Genomic DNA, 16,497 nt, shown 5'->3' on the forward strand with positions numbered 1-16,497 from the left:
ATGTGTCACAAGTAAGTATTTGTTTATTGTCTGAAGCAGGCGCCGATCCCGGCGCCTTGTCTATTCTGGCTGAACGCTGGGGTTTGGTGTCTGACGAGCAGTCTATTATGGCGCTGGTATTAACACCTGAGCGCCTAGAGCTGCGTAAGCGGGATGAGCCAAAACTCGGCGGCATTTATGTTGATTTTGTTGCTGGCACGCTAGCCCATCGTCGTAAATTTGGTGGTGGGCGCGGTGAGGCGGTGGCTAAAGCTGTCGGTATCAAAAAAGGGTATCTGCCGCGCGTGGTTGATGCGACGGCAGGCCTTGGGCGAGATGCTTTTGTCCTGGCGGCACTGGGTTGTCATGTGCAGATGCTGGAGCGCAATCCAGTGGTTGCTGCATTGCTGGATGATGGGCTGCGCCGTGGTTATCAGGATGCGGAAATTGGCCCGTGGTTACGCGAGCGGTTAACGCTATTACATGCTTCCAGTTTAACCGCGCTGGCGGAAATTGAACCTCGGCCCGAAGTCGTGTATCTCGATCCTATGTACCCGCACCGGCAAAAAAGTGCGTTGGTTAAAAAGGAAATGCGGGTATTCCAGTCATTGGTCGGGGCTGACGAAGACGCCGATGGTTTACTGGCACCGGCGCGCGCATTGGCAACCAAACGGGTGGTGGTTAAGCGCCCGGATTATGCCGAACCACTGGCAGGGGTTGCTGCTCAGGCCGCAGTGACAACTAAAAGTCATCGTTTTGATCTTTATTTGCCTTAGCGGCATGCCTTTAGATATAGGCTGTGGCACTTAAGTGTTTGCAGCCTGTCATAAAGGGTTAGGCCGTTAGTAGTGGCGCACAAATAAAATCGTGGGCAGTTAGTTGATGCTTACCCGCGAGTTTAATCACCATATCTGTCTGATCGGTATGATCAAAATTAATCATTAAATAAGTGAGATCACTCGTCTCACCATAAAATTGTGCCACTTCTGTACGACCACGATGATGGTCTGTAGATCTAAATTCATCCGTTAGTATAATGTTACCGTTCGCCAGAGATGATAAATCTATTTTATCCTGACCAGATTCAAAGTCATATATTGTATCCGCAGCATTTAGTGTTGAATCATTTATATCACTATAACGAAATATATCTCGCCCTTCCCCTCCCCAAAGATGATCAGCTCCTGGCCCGCCATATAATTGATCATCGCCACCGGCCCCTTTTAAAGTGTTATTTACCTGATTGCCAATTAATACATCATCACCACTGCCTCCATTGGCGTTTTCAATTGTCACATTAAAAGCAATAGAGATATTCCCGGTTAATCCTCCGACATTCGAGAAACTGCCCTGATTAAGGTTAATCATTTGATCCTGCGTATAACCGGAGAAGTCAAAAGTATCAATACCACCCGCATCCCATACACAGAATATTAATGGATCGTTACTGTTGCGCGCACTGAAATGCCTTCTACCACTATTAGAATTAAAACCATAAGTAGTATTACCGGTACGGGTATGCATATTGGCACCGTAAAGATATTGGAGTGCAGCGATATCATACAGTTGTGGCGTGGAAGCAAAATACTCGTCATGGTTTTTACTTGGGTATGACTTGATAAACGGGTGCATGACACTTTCTCGGTGTGATAACCCATCGGTATGTTTCAAACCAACAGCATGTAAAATTTCATGAACGATAACGTAACCGCCCCTGTTTAAGTAAGTGGGAGTAAGATTCTCTGAGTGATCGGCATTAATACATATTGGGCTTAAGTTTCCTGAGTTAGGTGAGAACGCATAACCGCTGATATTCATCGGGCTTTCTGGGTATGCATTAATGATGGGAATATTAGCTTTAGTATCGTTAACCTCAATAAATCTTATATTTGCCACATCTGCTATATTTTTAAACGCGGTTTTTGCCTGGTCAATCTGTAACTGATTAAGAGACGATATTGGATGTTTATGATTGAGTTCATAACTATAATATCCACGTGGGATGCTCTGAGTAAATGAATAAGTTACAACAGGGATACTATCGCTTTTTTTTGTTTTCCATTTTTCATTATAAGGTATTGTTGCGTGCTTTATATTTCGTAACTTATTATCAATAACGTTTCTTATCTCTTCCATGAATACTTCATCCTGTAATGATTTAAAATAATATACTTTGATATTTATTAGTGCGGTTAGATATTACTGATGAGATTTCTATTTTAAATAAGTGAAATCTTAAAGAGAGATTTTAATATTAATGAGTTAACGTATATAAATACGAGTGGTGAATGTAATTGGGTATAATCCCATATTCTTATCAATATTTATCTCAAAGAATATGGGAGTTTTATTATTTACAGCACGCCTTGGGCCAGCATAGCATCGGCCACTTTGACAAAGGCGGCAATATTAGCGCCATGAACATAGTGAGTTTGCTTACCTTCTCCGCCATATTCGACACAAGATTGGTGAATATCCAGCATGATGTGATGCAAGCGGACATCAACTTTCTCTGACTTCCAGCTCAGGCGAGCCGCATTCTGTGCCATTTCCAGGCCAGAGGTTGCAACACCACCGGCATTGGCGGCTTTACCTGGTGCAAACAGTACACCGGCATCGAGAAAAGCATCAGTAGCCTGAATGGTCGTTGGCATATTAGCGCCTTCGGCCACGGCTTTAACCCCATTGGCAATGAGCTGGCGGGCGGCAGGTAAGTCCAGCTCGTTTTGTGTTGCACATGGCAGGGCGATATCAACCGGCACATTCCACGGTTGTTGGTCGGCTAAATAAACCAGATTACGTTCGCGCGCATAATCTTCAATACGGCCATAACGTTTGTTTTTAATCTCAGCTAAATGGGCCAGTTTTTCCGGTGTGAAACCGGCTTCATCAACCACTGTGCCGCCGGAATCAGAAGCAGTAATGACCTTAGCACCCAGTTCCATGGCTTTTTCGATAGTATATTGGGCTACGTTACCGGCACCGGAAACAGAAACTTTTCTACCTTCAAAACCTAAACCGTGACGTTTTAGCATCGCGTCGGTGAAATAAACCAAACCGTAACCGGTCGCTTCCGGGCGAATCAGACTGCCGCCGAAGGAAAGCCCTTTACCGGTGAAAACACAGGCGGTGTTATTAGACAGTTTCTTCATCATGCCGGACATAAAGGCTACTTCACGGCCGCCAACACCAATGTCACCCGCAGGAACATCAGTATCCGGACCAAGATGACGGAAAAGCTCGGTCATCAACGCCTGACAAAAACGCATCACTTCAGCCTGACTTTTCCCTTTCGGATTAAAATCAGAGCCGCCTTTGCCCCCGCCCATTGGCAGTGTTGTCAGGGCATTTTTAAAGGTCTGTTCAAAACCCAGGAACTTAAGGATGGATAAGTTTACTGATGGATGGAAGCGCATCCCGCCCTTATAGGGGCCAATCGCGGAGTTAAACTGAACACGCCATGCACGGTTAACCTGTACCTTTCCTTGATCGTCAGTCCAGGCAACGCGAAATTGGATGACGCGTTCCGGTTCGACTAAACGTTCCAGTAGGCTCTGTTCTCGGTAATGAGGGTTTTGCTCCAGAAAGGGCCAAAGTGACGTGAAAACTTCACGTACGGCTTGGAGATATTCTGGTTGGTTGGCATCACGTTGTTGTAAAGATTCTAAAAATGACTCCAGAGAGGTTAAAGCATTCATCACTAATAATTCCTTGTACCAATTAAGACTCTCCTGACAGATTTTTGCGGCCTATTATTATTATCCAAAATAGTGAGGAGACGATGTTGTGCATCTTCGACTATATCACTGGTTTATATTCATGCCGCAAGGGATTTTGACAAAAACTTAGCAGGGTTATTAATGTGAGGAAATATAGGGTGAGGGTGGGGTTCAGCATAAAAAACGCCCGCGAAAGGCGGGCGTGAGAGGTGATAATGCTAAGCTAGTGTGGTTTATGTAGCTTAATCGTCTTCACCATTTTCATCATCGCGCAGTGGTACGATGAGCATATCGACATGTACGGTGTTGATCAGTTGGCGTGCTGAAGACATCAACTTGCTCCAGAAATCCTGATGATGGCCACATAATACCAAGTCCATATCGTATTTTTTAATGGCATCAACCAGTACCTGACCCAAATCGCCACTACCACTCAGCGTTTGTTCAATTGGATAGCCTGCGTTTTGAGAAAGCTCGGTCAACGCATTGTGTGTTTCTTCAGAAATGCGTTTCTGCATATCGCCAAGATTAACGTCGATCAGGCCGGTATAGAGATCTGAGTAGTTTACATCGACATGGATCAGGGAAACTTTGGCATTGTACGGTCTGGCCATTGAAACCGCTTTTTCCACCAACACCTTACTTTCCGGAGATAGGTCAACCGCAATCAGAATGTGTTTGTAAGCCATAAGTAAACTCCTTCCATAATGTTAATTAATGGGTAAGCAAACATTCAACCTGTTGAACGGGTGCTAACGCGATATCTACATAGTACCATTATGACCCCTAACCGAAGTGTTTCACGGATCACAACACACTGTTTTGATGATGATCACTAAAGTCAGTGTCTGTCTTTTTACACCAAAAACTGACCAAACTCTACCGCGCATGGCCCTAATATATCGTCGCACTGATTGAATTTAAAGCAGATCATTATCCTAAGTATAGCGCTGTTCAGATAGCATGATGTGGGGAATTTCATATTTGTGATGCAAATATAACCTAAAAATAATGGCTGTTTGATTTACATAAATCAGTTAAGAAAGATTAATATTTAGACACTGTTTTCGGGTGCAACCCGCATTTTATAGAGAGCAAAGTTCGTTATAAGTTAATACTAATCGATACTTAACAAACACCCAATTTGGCTTAATTTAGAGATTATCAGGCTATTTCTCATTTCATTTCCTACACTCATAAAGGGAGTTCAACACGTTCGGATAGTGTGTCGAGTGAATATCACATCGAGTCACCATCAGTGAGCGAACAATAGGGGGTGGCTTTTGAGGCCCTGGGGGTGTTTGTATCGGCTAGAGTGAGCGATGGCGCAAGGGTTCAGGGGAATGGATCTGGTGCGTGTGATATCGCTGGGAGGATGATTATGATCAGTACCGTCGCGCTTTTTTGGGCTTTGTGTGTGGTATGTGTAATTAATATGGCACGTTATTATTCATCACTGCGTGCTTTGTTAGTGGTATTACGTGGTTGCGACCCGTTGCTGTATCAATACGTTGATGGCGGTGGATTTTTCACCTCTCACGGTCAGCCGAGCAAACAGATTAGATTAGTCGGTTATATCTTTGCTCAACGTTATCTTGATCATCATGACCCGGAATTTATCCGCCGTTGTGAGAGGCTACGTGGACAGTTTATGCTGACCAGCGCGTTATGTGGTTTGGTTATGGTCAGTCTGGTGGGCTTAATATTGTGGTATTAGTATGAACTTTTGGCATAAAAATAGGTAAAAAGGCGACCAATAAGGCCGCCTTTTTATTTATCTCAAATTCGAGTTTGCTCAATTTGAGTATGACTATTTCGCTGGATTTAGATAAATTTCAACGCGATCCAGTACAACCCGCCGGAAAGAAGAATTGAGATTGGCAAGGTTAAGACCCACGCCAACATAATGTTCTTCACCGTCTTACTCTGTACACCACCGCCATCCACCAACATGGTGCCGGCAACCGCTGATGAGAGCACTTGAGTTGTCGATACTGGCATACCGGTATAACTCGCAATACCGATGGAGACCGCCGCAGTCATCTGGGCAGAAACCCCTTGTGCGTAGGTCATGCCTTTCTTACCGATTTTCTCACCGATAGTCACTGCAACACGTTTCCAGCCAACCATGGTACCCAAAGACAGGGCCAGAGCGACGGCAACGATAATCCAGGTTGGTGCATATTCCACGGTTTCTAACAAATCTGTACGCAGATTATTGAGGAAACGGCGGTCTTGAGCACTGGTTTCTGGCAGTTTGGCAACGGCCCCAGCGGTCTCAGCAACACACATCAGCAAGCGGCGCATATGGCTACGTTGATCGACCGTCAGGTCGTCATAGCTTTGCAAATTCGCTAACAGCGTCTGTGCATGATCAATTGCTATCATGGCGCGTGAACTATCACAGTGGAACTGTTCTGGGGTGTTTGGCAATGTATCTGGTGTCGGTACCAGTGGCTTCAGCGCGACAGCATGAGGCAATGCTTCAACATGCTGCTGATAATATTGTTGCAGATGAGTCACTGCATCGCGGGTGCGGGCAATATCATAGCCTGTTGCATTCATATTCACGACAAACCCAGCCGGAGCCACGCCGATTAATACCAGCATGATCAAGCCAATCCCTTTCTGACCATCGTTAGCGCCATGAGAGAAACTCACGCCAATAGCCGATAGGATCAGGGCAGTACGGGTCCAGAATGGCGGTTTACGTTTACCGTCTTTCTTTTCACGTTCAGCAGGTGTCAGGTGAATACGTTGCTGCTTCTTGGTTCCATTCCAGTAACGACGTAACAGGAACACCATCAAACCGGCAATAACCAGACCCACAATCGGGGACAGGATTAAAGACAGGAAGATTTGAATCATCTTAGGAACGTTCAGTGCATCTACTACAGATGTACTGGTCATTAATGCATTGGTTAAACCAATACCGATGATTGCACCAATCAGCGTATGCGAACTGGAGGCTGGGATACCGAAATACCAAGTGCCCAAATTCCAGATGATCGCCGCCAGCAGCATAGAGAAGACCATCGCCAACCCATGTGCCGAACTGACATTTAACAGCAGATCAGTAGGCAGTAAGTGAACAATGGCATAAGCCACGCTCAAACCACCCAGCATCACGCCGAGGAAGTTAAACACCCCTGCCATCACGACAGCCACCTGTGAACGCATGGCGCGGGTATATATTACGGTTGCAACCGCATTGGCTGTGTCATGAAAACCATTGATGGCTTCGTAAAACAGCACAAACAACAAAGCAAGAACTAACATTAGGCCGGTATGGAAATCCAGGCCAGCGAAAAGATGTAGCATAAGCGTTACGCCAGTTTGTGGACATGAACGCGGCGCATTATCAGTGACAATGGGGGGTGGGGAAAAGGAAAATATGACCTTTTTTTGACATGACCGCGGATGAATTCGCCATTTTTAACAACATATGCATGTTATATCAGCAGGTTACTTAGTTTTACTCTATGAGACATTTTCTTACTATAGCTTCCTGAGAGTGGGCGACTTACAATCTCCCGCCGCTAATTTGTCGGTTGAATGAACAAATAGCATGCGACCTGGCGAAAAAAAACGGACACTTTTGCAGTGATGATGATTTTACTCAGTGAGGCCCAGTGTGGAACAGTTTGATGTGGTAGTGATAGGCGCAGGTGCTGCGGGCCTGTTTTGTGCAGCTCAAGCTGGGCAAGCCGGGTGCCGGGTACTCTTGGTGGATAATGGCAAAAAAGCTGGGCGTAAGATCCTGATGTCCGGTGGTGGCCGCTGTAACTTTACCAATATGTTTGTCGAACCCGCAGCTTACCTCTCACAAAACCCTCATTTCTGTAAATCTGCTTTAGCACGTTACACCCAATGGGATTTCATTGACCTGATGAATCGCTATAACATCGCCTGGCATGAAAAAACGCTAGGGCAACTGTTTTGTGATGATTCAGCCCAACAAGTGGTTGAGCTTTTACTGAAAGAGTGCGAATTGGGGCAAGTCACGATTCGATTACGCAGCGATGTGTTGTCAGTTGAAAAAACCGAAACGGGTTTCGTGTTGCAGGTTAATGATTTGAAAGTGAGCGCTCACTCACTTGTGGTGGCTTCAGGTGGATTGTCTATGCCCGGATTGGGAGCCTCTCCCTTCGGCTATAAGTTGGCAGAACAGTTTGGTTTGAAAGTATTACCGACCCGCGCAGCACTGGTTCCTTTCACGTTGCATAAGCCTTTGTTAGATCATCTACAAACACTTTCGGGTGTTTCAGTCCCAGCGGTGGTGACGGCAGAGAATGGTGTCAGTTTCCGTGAGAGTATTTTATTTACCCATCGTGGTCTTTCTGGCCCAGCTATTTTACAACTTTCAAGCTATTGGCAGGCTGGCGAGTATGTGAGCATTAACTTACTTCCTGATACTGATTTAGACGAATTTCTGAACAATGAGCGGCAAGTTCACCCCAATCAGACGTTGAAGAACACGCTGGCTCAACTGTTACCTAAGCGGTTGGTGGAATGTCTACAGACGCTGGAACAACTGCCGGATGTCACCTTGAAGCAGTTAAATGTACCGCAACAGGCTGCGTTGGTGGCAAACCTGCAACAGTGGCGGGTACAACCTAATGGAACAGAAGGCTATCGTACTGCTGAGGTCACGATGGGTGGCGTCGATACCCAAGAGCTCTCTTCCAAAACCATGGAAGCTCATAAAGTGCCTGGGCTGTACTTTATTGGCGAGGTGGTTGATGTCACTGGCTGGCTAGGGGGTTATAACTTCCAATGGGCCTGGAGCTCTGCCTGGGCCTGTGCGCAGGCACTGGCGGCCAAACCGAGATCATAGCGTTTGCTAATCAGCCATCGGCCCCAGGCTTATATAAGCCTGGGGTTTTGTTTCCCTGATGTGGCGTAAAGGCTTAGGTGGCGTTATTTAGCTTGCGCCTCAAGAGTGAAACTCTCTTGAACGGCGACGGCTTCTTGGATGACTACCGTTTCGGTACCTATTTTCGCCACACCACGGCAACCGTCACCATAATGTTCACCTTCCCAACGCCCAACCAGTGCTGCACCAACCGCATTACTCATCACGTTAGTGGCTGAACGACCCATATCGAGGAAGGGATCAACACCCATTAATAGAATCAAGCCAGCTTCCGGGATATTAAATTGGCTGAGAGTGGCTGCGATAACCACTAATGACGCGCGCGGCACACCCGCCATACCTTTAGAGGTCAGCATCAGAATTAACAACATGGTGATTTGCTCGCCCATGCTCAGATGAATATTACATGCCTGAGCAATAAATATGACTGCAAATGAGCAATATGCCATTGAACCTACCAGGTTGAATGAGTAACCGATAGGGAGAACAAAACTGGCAATTTTGTTAGAAACGCCGAACTCTTCCAGTTTTTCTAATGTGCCGGGGAAGGCGGCTTCAGAACTTGAAGTGGTAAAAGCTAACAATGCCGGTTCACTGATACCTTTTATTAATCGAAGCGTACAGCGACCAATCAGAAGAATTGAACAGCCAATTAAAATAAGCCACAACAGGCCCAGGGTCAGATAGAACTCACCCATAAAAATACCGGCACTGATCAATACGCTTAAACCACGTTCAGAAATCATCGCGGATATGGCGGCAAATACAGTCAATGGCGCAAATAGCATGACGTAGCCTGTGAGTTTCAGCATCAAGTGAGCCAGTGAATCTAATACGGAAACAATCGGTTGTGCTTTTTCACCAATGGCGGAAAGGCTAATCCCCATGAAAATGGAGAAGACGACAATTTGCAGGATTTCATTGCGTGCCATTGCGTCAACAATACTGGTTGGAATGGCATGTGAGATAAAGACCTTCGCAGAGAATGGAACCGGTGCAATACCATCCACAGCGCTGGCGGTTGCGGCCACGAAGTTAATACCATCACCCGGTCTTAAGAGGTTAACCACCACGAGACCGAGTAGAATGGAAATGAATGCTGCGCAAATGAACAGGAACAGTGTTTTTGAGAAAACGCGCCCTAATGTTTTGGCATCACCCATTTTGGCAATCCCAACCACTAATGTTGAGATGATTAACGGGGCAATGATCATTTTGATCAATCGTAGGAATATATCGGTGAAAATAGATATTTCAGAAGAGTACGACTTTGCAAAATCAGGGCTGCTAAAGGAGTTTATTAAAAACCCGACAATAATACCTATTATCAGACCCAATATGATCATTGTGGTCAAATTTTTTGATTTCATAATGATTCCATTTATAAGTAGGGTGGTATTGTTTTTCTAAAGTCATTTAATGATGCTGTATTTATCGGTATATTGAAAACGGTGCAGGGCGAAGCACATAGCGCAGCACAATGCACCGGATGATTTAGGAAATATGTTCTACGGTTACAACTAATGAAAAACTAAATATTGAACTCAAGTTTCAATAATGGTGCATGTTGTTGGGCTCCATAGACGTCAGTGTCGCCTACGGCACCAGATACCAGGCTACGCGGCATAACTATTTTGACGGCGTTGGCCGGATCAAACCAAACAATACGATGAACAAGGGCAGGTTCAATTTTATAAAGCCCTGCTATTAGCTCTTTTTTAAATTGGCCGGATGTTTTAATGGATGAATATATATCTTTATCCTTAAACAAAATATCTAGCACTAATTCATATGGCCCGGCATTTTTTGATCTGACGACATGAGCTAAATCTAGAATTGATATTTTCATGCCATCACTCCTTCTGCTGTGACATTTTCCAGCCGAAACTTAAAGGCAATCTCTGGTGTGTATTCCATTAAGTGATAAATGGAGAATTCATAAACCAGACCGGCCCTAATATCTGATGGGGAAAATGGGAAAGCTAAATTACCTGCGGTTGCAATACGGCCAGCATAGCCATAATGAAGCAAGGTAGAGCGGGCCAGTGAGCAAATGCTGTCGGCTGTCGCTTGAGACGGAGCCACAACATCAAGCAGAATACCCAATTCATAAGATGTGGTATCCGGCTCTGGCTCCATTTTTCCCATCACGCCATTTTTGCCGTACAGATGAAAATTAAGCTGCACTGAGTCTGGCTCGATACTCAGATTTTTTTCCACACTTTTGCGCACTTCCAGCAAGATGTTATCGATGTCGGCAATCATAATCGAGTCACGAGTACCGGCAATACTTAGCGTGCGATAACCCACCGGACGAGCACCTTCCAGCTTCACGGTGTAGGGCGTATGTTCATGTACCGATCCAGTGACACGCACCTGACCATTACCCACATCTTTAAAGTTACATGCTTTCAGATTCAATGCCCCACCGGGGCCAGGCAAGAAGTAAGGATCTGATTTTTCATATAATGTATGTGCGGCAGCAGAGGTTTCAGTGAACTGGCGCTTCTCGTTGAAGGTCTTCAACGTAAAACCGGTTTCATCCAGAATACCCATGGCACAGTCAGAACCTGAACCTGGTGTTGCTGCAATGGCAGCGCACTCCAGAATCTTGCCGCAATGTAACGCCAGGCCTTCATCGAACCCCATCATGATAGGGAGCGCGGCGAAGCATGCGGGGTCATAAGCACGGCCACCTAACACCACTTGTGCGCCAGCCTGTAATGCTTCCTGGAAAGGCTCAATTCCCATTTGCGCAACGATATAAGTGGTTGCATCAATGGCTTCATGAGTCAATTCAGGGACAAAATCCAGCGCCTGAATTTTGCCAGCATCAAGGGCTGCATGAACTGCTTCTTTACTCACGTCAGCTGGAATAACCGCCAGAGTAAAGTTTAGCGACTCCTCTTGGGCAATTTCTAAAATGATCTGGCGACACCATTCCAAATGCGGTGCAGCCCCTGATCCCCCTGCGGTGCCGATAACCACCGGAATGCCCTGTTTGACACCTGCGGTTATCATATAGCGCAGATCCCGTTTGACTCCCGCCCGATCGGTAAATGGTTTGCCTGAACCCAGATAGTGCGGGCCGGGATCAGAGGAACCCGCGTCTACGGCGATTAAATCAGGTGATTCCTCCATCGCCCTTATAAAGCTTTCTTCTGGAAATCCATATCCCAGAATGGCTGTTGGCGATAGGATTTTAAAAGTTTTAGACATATCAGTTAGCCTTTGTCTTCAGTTGCGCGATGGTGCGAGTCATCTCGTTGAACACAATGTTCATCCCTTCATCAAAACCCATACCCGGTTTGATGAGCATACGCATTGGCCGGGAGGCGATAGCAACATGTACGCAGGTGCGAGCGCTGATATCGGTTTCGTTACAAGTACCGCCTTGATACGCTTCCATACCTTTTTTATTGCAATACAGAACAGCATCAACAATGTTGTGAATACTGCCCAAGTCTGGGGTTTTGATCTGCACCATGTGACAGCTACCTGCATCAGTAAAATCGATGATGTCTTGGTAGGTGTTACACCATTCGTCGGCCACGATTTTGACGTTCGAACCCAGTTTTTCCAGGTTGTGGGTGATTTCGGTTAACAGACGGATTTGGTCTGGTTTATTGCCCGCATCAACCGGCCCTTCGATATATAAATTCAGTTCACCGGCCTGTTCCTGCAAGCTGGCGATGTACTCTGCGCATAGCATCGGATCCATGTCGAAAATCAGGCCAATAGTGCCGTAAACGTCGATATGTAAATCCGGTTTGTAGCTCGGGTCGACGCGCAAATCACTGACGCGTTTAGCCAACCAGCTCACATATTCACGCAGTTTCTCGCCATTACGCCCCAGTTTTTCATCAACATTATTGATAAGGCCATGTGGCAGAACATCCACACCTTTAAGAATCATTTTATCGACGGCGATATAACGGTCGTCACCGCTTTGACCAAACAGAGGGATCGGTTTGGCAACCAATGGCAGATGCCATTCATCGCACACCACTTCTGCTTTTAAACGGCCAGTCGCTAATGCGGTTGCATCCAGTAATGCCTGAGAAAGACCATAACGGATGGCTGTATGCAGCGGTTTGCCATCAATAGTCACTTCATCAAAGAAGGTTGCGTTCAGACGAAATTCACTGATATCGCGCCCTTCCAGCAGAGGTTTGATGTGTTTTTCCAGGAAAGGAACAAAATTTGCAGCGATAAACAAAGGATCACGGCCACCGGCACCTGAGTATTGTACGGCAGCACAATCGCCCACAGCGACAGCACCATTTTCTAAGATTAGTTGGACGTTAACGCATTCACCCGCCTGACGAATTGCGCTAAATCCCTCAGTTACAGGTTTACCTTGATAGATAAATCCATCCAATTTCGCACCATTTTTGATGGCCTGCTGGTCATCGAAGTAGAAAGATGAGTTGCCTGCGGTGAATAGTGCGTGCTTGATTTTCATTATGGTCTTCCTATTAATTTGCTGTGGGATACGGCGTTAATATCGTCAATAATCATTTGGAATGAAGGGATGCGTCCCTCTTCTTTAGCGCGTTCAGCGATAAAATCATGGTGGAGTGCCAGCACATCTTTAGGCAGGGGAACTGAACCGGGATCGAACACGCGGATTGCGCCGTGGTTATCACGGATTGGCATCATCTTGCCGGAGTTGCAGGTGGCTGGAGCAAAAGGTACATCAAGCACGCCGGCTTCAAAGGCCCGTACAGTCCCTATCGCAATGTCGCCTTGGCCCAGTTCCAGGACTTTATCCATGACGGCGCGTACTTCGCGTTTAATCAGTGCAACTTCGCGATCAACTTCCACGCAAGGTGGGAATTTTTGGTCACGAACCATGTTCAGCATTTGATTGGATGCCCGCAATCCCTGACCATTAGCCTCAGCAGTAGGGATGCCGTAGGCTTCATGAGGGCTTTTAGTTATTACTTTAGTTGCCCCTGCCATCCCGGCGACCGCCGCTCCCCAAGAGATCACCGCGAAGGCACGAGATTCATCTTCCGGGAACCCACCCATCCATTGGTGGAATACTGTGCTGAGCTCGTAATTTTCGTAACCATTGCCACGGAAATACTCATGTGCCAGTTCGCGTAATGACTGAATTGCAGCAATATCTTGCACAATATTACCCACCTGACCGTAACCGACGGTGACGGATTTCACCCCCTGTTCCAGTGCTAGTAGACCCTCTATGATGGCAACTGCATGGGAAACAAATGGCGGGATCAAGGTGCCGGTTAGCGGGCCAAATGGTTCGCGATTGATACGAATACCGTGTTCTTCATAGACCCCAATCAAACGATCGCAGTACTGCCAGTCACGAATGGATTTCTCCAACGTCACACGTTTTGCATAAGGGATGTTGTAAGAGATGCCACCACCTTCGTAGCTGGTAAATCCACTGGCCATCGCGATTTCAGCCAACAGGCGTGCATCGGGTGTACCATGCCGAATTTGCAGTGGCTTAGATAAGGACTCGGTAATGCGGCGACAGGCTTTTACGCCATGATTGACCACCGGTAACCCGTTGAGTTTGGAAGTACCCGCTTCAATGGATTTTTGAATACCAACCGCCGCTTCTTCATAGCGATTGAGACGGGTATAAGCATCAATGGTGGTCGGTAACAGGTCGCAATCTTTTTGTAGTGTTTTCAGTAGCTCAATGTGTTCTTCAATTAACGCTACCCCTGCACGAGGTTGACTCAGCGTGATGCCGTTGCAGTCAGCTTCAAACAAGGCTCTGGCAAAGTTTTTCGACTCAGGAATGGTTTGTTGATACTTGACCCCATCTTCAAAATTCTCAACATCTTTGCCGGTATGCCAGGTTTTTAATACGTGAAAGCGCTCGGACATAAAATCATCTAAAGAAATCTTTTTGTTTCGAAGTTCCATCATGACTCCAATTTTTATTTGTGCAAAATTCGAACACCAGTCTGGGCGGCAGCTTTAGGAAAGCGACGGGAGACATTAGCGAGCAGGGGGAATAAGCCTTGGGTATCTCTGTAATACTCAAACTGGTCAGGGAGCAGCACTTTCCGGCTTTTATCATCTAAATTTCGATATTTCAGCCAGTTATGAATATCAAATGAATCTGCTCGGGAGAGCCAACCTCCGGTACCGATGACTTTTTTCACTTGGGTTAAATCGCGCCCAATTTGTAGGTCAATGTTGCCAGCACAGGTACAAACCTGCGTTTTGGTACCCGCATGGCGTTCAGATGCATATCCGATACACATTCCGGCGAGTAATTGGTCGAATACAATTTCCTCATCGCTCTGGGGCAAATAGTCGGGATGGGCGGAGATGTATTTTAGATAGTGATGAAAAGCATCAATCTTGGTTTGTTGATGAGCAAAATAGTGATCAATCATCATCGTGCCAGTCTCGCCCGCGTTGAGTGCTGAAACGCGCATCCCCAGATCACCTTCAACAGTGCGTTTAATCAGTGGCTCAGGGATACCGTGCATGACGGTGTCAGGCAGTAAATGGTTGTTATAAGAGGAGTAAACATCGGTAGTCGCACCTCCCATATCGATCAGCATGAAGGTTTCCCAATCGGGGACGTGTTGGCGAATTTGCTGTACCAATTCAAAGACTGAATAAGGGGTTGGCAGGGGTTCTTCACCGGTCAGATCGACGATGACATCTAAACCTTTCCCCTTAACAATTTTATGCAGGAAAATGTCGCAAATGGCTTTACGCGCACTATGAGGATTCGGGCTATCGAGGTTGGGTAACACGTTATCGACGATGGTTAAATCTTTACCACCGAGGATCTCTTGCACATCATCTTGCAGGTCACGATTTCCAGCATAGATAATGGCGCACTCAAGGTTAGATTGAGCTAACAATTTGGCGTTTAACAAGCCGTGGCCATAATCACCACCATCAGTACCACCAGTAAATAGCAGGATATCGGGGGGTGATACTTCTAAAGCCCGCACATCTGACTTATTCAGGTTATAGGCAAAGTGCTGTGACACTTTAGCCCCGGCAGAATGCGCGGTGACCTTAGCTGACTCAAGTGTAATACTGGGTACCAACCCAATGGCGGCAACGGCAAGCCCCCCCTTAGCAGAAGAAGAGTAATCAATATTGAGCTCTCCTGAAGCCAACATTGGCCGCGCATCGCGGACATCCAGCACCTTATTTAATACTGAAAAGAACCCTTCAGCTAAATGGTGTGGGGTCGTTGGGGATAATGCGTAGTTTCTCACTTCAATATGAGAGTCATCTGTTACCTCGAATACCGCCCCTTTGGTCCAGGTGGAGCCGATATCGATAGAAACGCTGATCATTGCATACCCTCAGCAGCTTCCTCTGTCTGCATAACACGCTCAATATCGCGTTTCATCAGGGAACAGACTAATTCCAGATCAGTGTCGGGTGCGAAAACACGGTTGAAGCCCATTCCTTTGAACTTGGTTTCGATTTCTGAAAAATCATGTTTACCGATAACCAGGTTTCCGCCGACATAGAGCAATATTTCACCAATTCCGCGTTCAACACAGTTCTCACGCATACCGATGCAATCTACTTCGCCATGTCCATAAATAGAGGAAACGACAATGGCCTGAGCGCCGGTTTCAATGGCTGCATCAATATATTCATCTTGGCTTACCATGACACCGAGATTAATTACGCTGAAATTGTGCATGGTAAATACCCGGTCGAGCACTTTATTACCAACAGCATGGCAATCAGCACCAATGACGCCAATAACAATTGTTGGGTTTTGCATGTTTTGCCCTCTATGTAGATTACATTCCATATATTTTTTTTGGTGGAAAGTTAAAAATTAACAAGGTTTCCACATGAAACTATTATATTTTTCATGACTTACTTCATTCACGTGCTCTATATAAAACCAGATAGTGGCTAGCTGGGATTTCATTGGTTCGTAAT

Annotated in this window: 14 protein-coding genes; 3 read left to right on the forward strand and 11 right to left on the reverse strand. The window is 46.1% G+C overall.

Annotated features, from left to right (window positions below; all coding sequences use genetic code 11):
• Window positions 1–2: 2 nt before the first annotated feature.
• Window positions 3–755, forward strand: a complete 753-nt coding sequence (gene rsmJ, locus QSV56_RS13230) for a 16S rRNA (guanine(1516)-N(2))-methyltransferase RsmJ (RefSeq protein ID WP_019081599.1) — start codon at window positions 3–5, stop codon at window positions 753–755.
• 58 nt (window positions 756–813) lie between these two features.
• Here the strand turns inward: rsmJ and QSV56_RS13235 are convergent, their stop codons facing one another.
• The 3 genes from QSV56_RS13235 to uspA all read right to left on the reverse strand — a co-directional run bounded on the left by QSV56_RS13235 (window position 814) and on the right by uspA (window position 4,387).
• The gene (locus tag QSV56_RS13235) at window positions 814–2,115 is read right to left on the reverse strand and encodes a M10 family metallopeptidase C-terminal domain-containing protein (RefSeq protein WP_301212692.1); all 1,302 of its coding nucleotides are present in this window, start codon (window positions 2,113–2,115) and stop codon (window positions 814–816) included.
• Window positions 2,116–2,333: 218 nt separating this feature from the next.
• Window positions 2,334–3,677, reverse strand: a complete 1,344-nt coding sequence (gene gdhA / locus QSV56_RS13240; RefSeq protein ID WP_019081597.1) for an NADP-specific glutamate dehydrogenase — start codon at window positions 3,675–3,677, stop codon at window positions 2,334–2,336.
• A gap of 263 nt (window positions 3,678–3,940) precedes the next feature.
• Window positions 3,941–4,387, reverse strand: a complete 447-nt coding sequence (gene uspA, locus QSV56_RS13245) for a universal stress protein UspA (RefSeq protein ID WP_005157389.1) — start codon at window positions 4,385–4,387, stop codon at window positions 3,941–3,943.
• 692 nt (window positions 4,388–5,079) lie between these two features.
• Here uspA and uspB point away from each other — a divergent pair.
• The gene (gene uspB / locus QSV56_RS13250) at window positions 5,080–5,415 is read left to right on the forward strand and encodes a universal stress protein UspB (protein ID WP_026018074.1); all 336 of its coding nucleotides are present in this window, start codon (window positions 5,080–5,082) and stop codon (window positions 5,413–5,415) included.
• Window positions 5,416–5,522: 107 nt separating this feature from the next.
• Here uspB and pitA read toward each other — a convergent pair whose 3' ends face one another.
• A complete protein-coding gene (pitA, locus tag QSV56_RS13255; RefSeq protein WP_005157393.1) occupies window positions 5,523–7,019 on the reverse strand; it encodes an inorganic phosphate transporter PitA in 1,497 nt (498 codons plus the stop codon).
• A gap of 313 nt (window positions 7,020–7,332) precedes the next feature.
• On the opposite strand from pitA, the gene QSV56_RS13260 reads away from it, so the two are divergent.
• A complete protein-coding gene (locus QSV56_RS13260; protein WP_019081595.1) occupies window positions 7,333–8,535 on the forward strand; it encodes an NAD(P)/FAD-dependent oxidoreductase in 1,203 nt (400 codons plus the stop codon).
• Window positions 8,536–8,618: 83 nt separating this feature from the next.
• On the opposite strand, the gene QSV56_RS13265 is transcribed toward QSV56_RS13260, so the two are convergent.
• The 7 genes from QSV56_RS13265 to glmS all read right to left on the reverse strand — a co-directional run bounded on the left by QSV56_RS13265 (window position 8,619) and on the right by glmS (window position 16,333).
• Entirely contained in the window at window positions 8,619–9,944 is a 1,326-nt protein-coding gene (locus QSV56_RS13265; protein ID WP_046694400.1) for a dicarboxylate/amino acid:cation symporter, read from the reverse strand.
• 161 nt (window positions 9,945–10,105) lie between these two features.
• Window positions 10,106–10,423, reverse strand: a complete 318-nt coding sequence (locus QSV56_RS13270) for a DUF4387 domain-containing protein (RefSeq protein WP_046694401.1) — start codon at window positions 10,421–10,423, stop codon at window positions 10,106–10,108.
• Window positions 10,420–11,793, reverse strand: coding sequence for an acyclic terpene utilization AtuA family protein (locus QSV56_RS13275; protein ID WP_046051866.1), 1,374 nt, complete (start codon window positions 11,791–11,793; stop codon window positions 10,420–10,422). The genes QSV56_RS13270 and QSV56_RS13275 overlap by 4 nt, the downstream gene beginning before the upstream one ends.
• Window position 11,794: 1 nt before the next feature.
• On the reverse strand, window positions 11,795–13,039 hold the full coding sequence (locus tag QSV56_RS13280) for a methylaspartate ammonia-lyase (RefSeq protein WP_019081593.1): 1,245 nt from the start codon (window positions 13,037–13,039) through the stop codon (window positions 11,795–11,797).
• Window positions 13,039–14,484, reverse strand: a complete 1,446-nt coding sequence (locus tag QSV56_RS13285) for a methylaspartate mutase subunit E (protein ID WP_019081592.1) — start codon at window positions 14,482–14,484, stop codon at window positions 13,039–13,041. Before QSV56_RS13285 ends, QSV56_RS13280 begins: the two co-directional genes overlap by 1 nt.
• Window positions 14,485–14,498: 14 nt before the next feature.
• Window positions 14,499–15,890 (reverse strand): methylaspartate mutase accessory protein GlmL, encoded by a 1,392-nt coding sequence (glmL, locus tag QSV56_RS13290; protein ID WP_019084123.1) that lies wholly within the window; start codon window positions 15,888–15,890, stop codon window positions 14,499–14,501.
• Window positions 15,887–16,333, reverse strand: a complete 447-nt coding sequence (gene glmS, locus QSV56_RS13295; protein WP_019081590.1) for a methylaspartate mutase subunit S — start codon at window positions 16,331–16,333, stop codon at window positions 15,887–15,889. The genes glmL and glmS overlap by 4 nt, the downstream gene beginning before the upstream one ends.
• Window positions 16,334–16,497: the final 164 nt, after the last annotated feature.

The sequence above is a fragment of the Yersinia sp. 22-579 genome, assembly GCF_030433455.1.
Lineage (GTDB): Bacteria > Pseudomonadota > Gammaproteobacteria > Enterobacterales > Enterobacteriaceae > Yersinia > Yersinia enterocolitica.

Coding starts and splice junctions, on each gene's coding strand:
- QSV56_RS13235 (WP_301212692.1), bottom strand. CDS start 2,115: ATGGAAGAGATAAGAAACGTTATTGATAATAAGTTACGAAATATAAAG.
- gdhA (WP_019081597.1), bottom strand. CDS start 3,677: ATGAATGCTTTAACCTCTCTGGAGTCATTTTTAGAATCTTTACAACAA.
- uspA (WP_005157389.1), bottom strand. CDS start 4,387: ATGGCTTACAAACACATTCTGATTGCGGTTGACCTATCTCCGGAAAGT.
- uspB (WP_026018074.1), top strand. CDS start 5,080: ATGATCAGTACCGTCGCGCTTTTTTGGGCTTTGTGTGTGGTATGTGTA.
- pitA (WP_005157393.1), bottom strand. CDS start 7,019: ATGCTACATCTTTTCGCTGGCCTGGATTTCCATACCGGCCTAATGTTA.
- QSV56_RS13265 (WP_046694400.1), bottom strand. CDS start 9,944: ATGAAATCAAAAAATTTGACCACAATGATCATATTGGGTCTGATAATA.
- QSV56_RS13270 (WP_046694401.1), bottom strand. CDS start 10,423: ATGAAAATATCAATTCTAGATTTAGCTCATGTCGTCAGATCAAAAAAT.
- QSV56_RS13275 (WP_046051866.1), bottom strand. CDS start 11,793: ATGTCTAAAACTTTTAAAATCCTATCGCCAACAGCCATTCTGGGATAT.
- QSV56_RS13280 (WP_019081593.1), bottom strand. CDS start 13,039: ATGAAAATCAAGCACGCACTATTCACCGCAGGCAACTCATCTTTCTAC.
- QSV56_RS13285 (WP_019081592.1), bottom strand. CDS start 14,484: ATGGAACTTCGAAACAAAAAGATTTCTTTAGATGATTTTATGTCCGAG.
- glmL (WP_019084123.1), bottom strand. CDS start 15,890: ATGATCAGCGTTTCTATCGATATCGGCTCCACCTGGACCAAAGGGGCG.
- glmS (WP_019081590.1), bottom strand. CDS start 16,333: ATGCAAAACCCAACAATTGTTATTGGCGTCATTGGTGCTGATTGCCAT.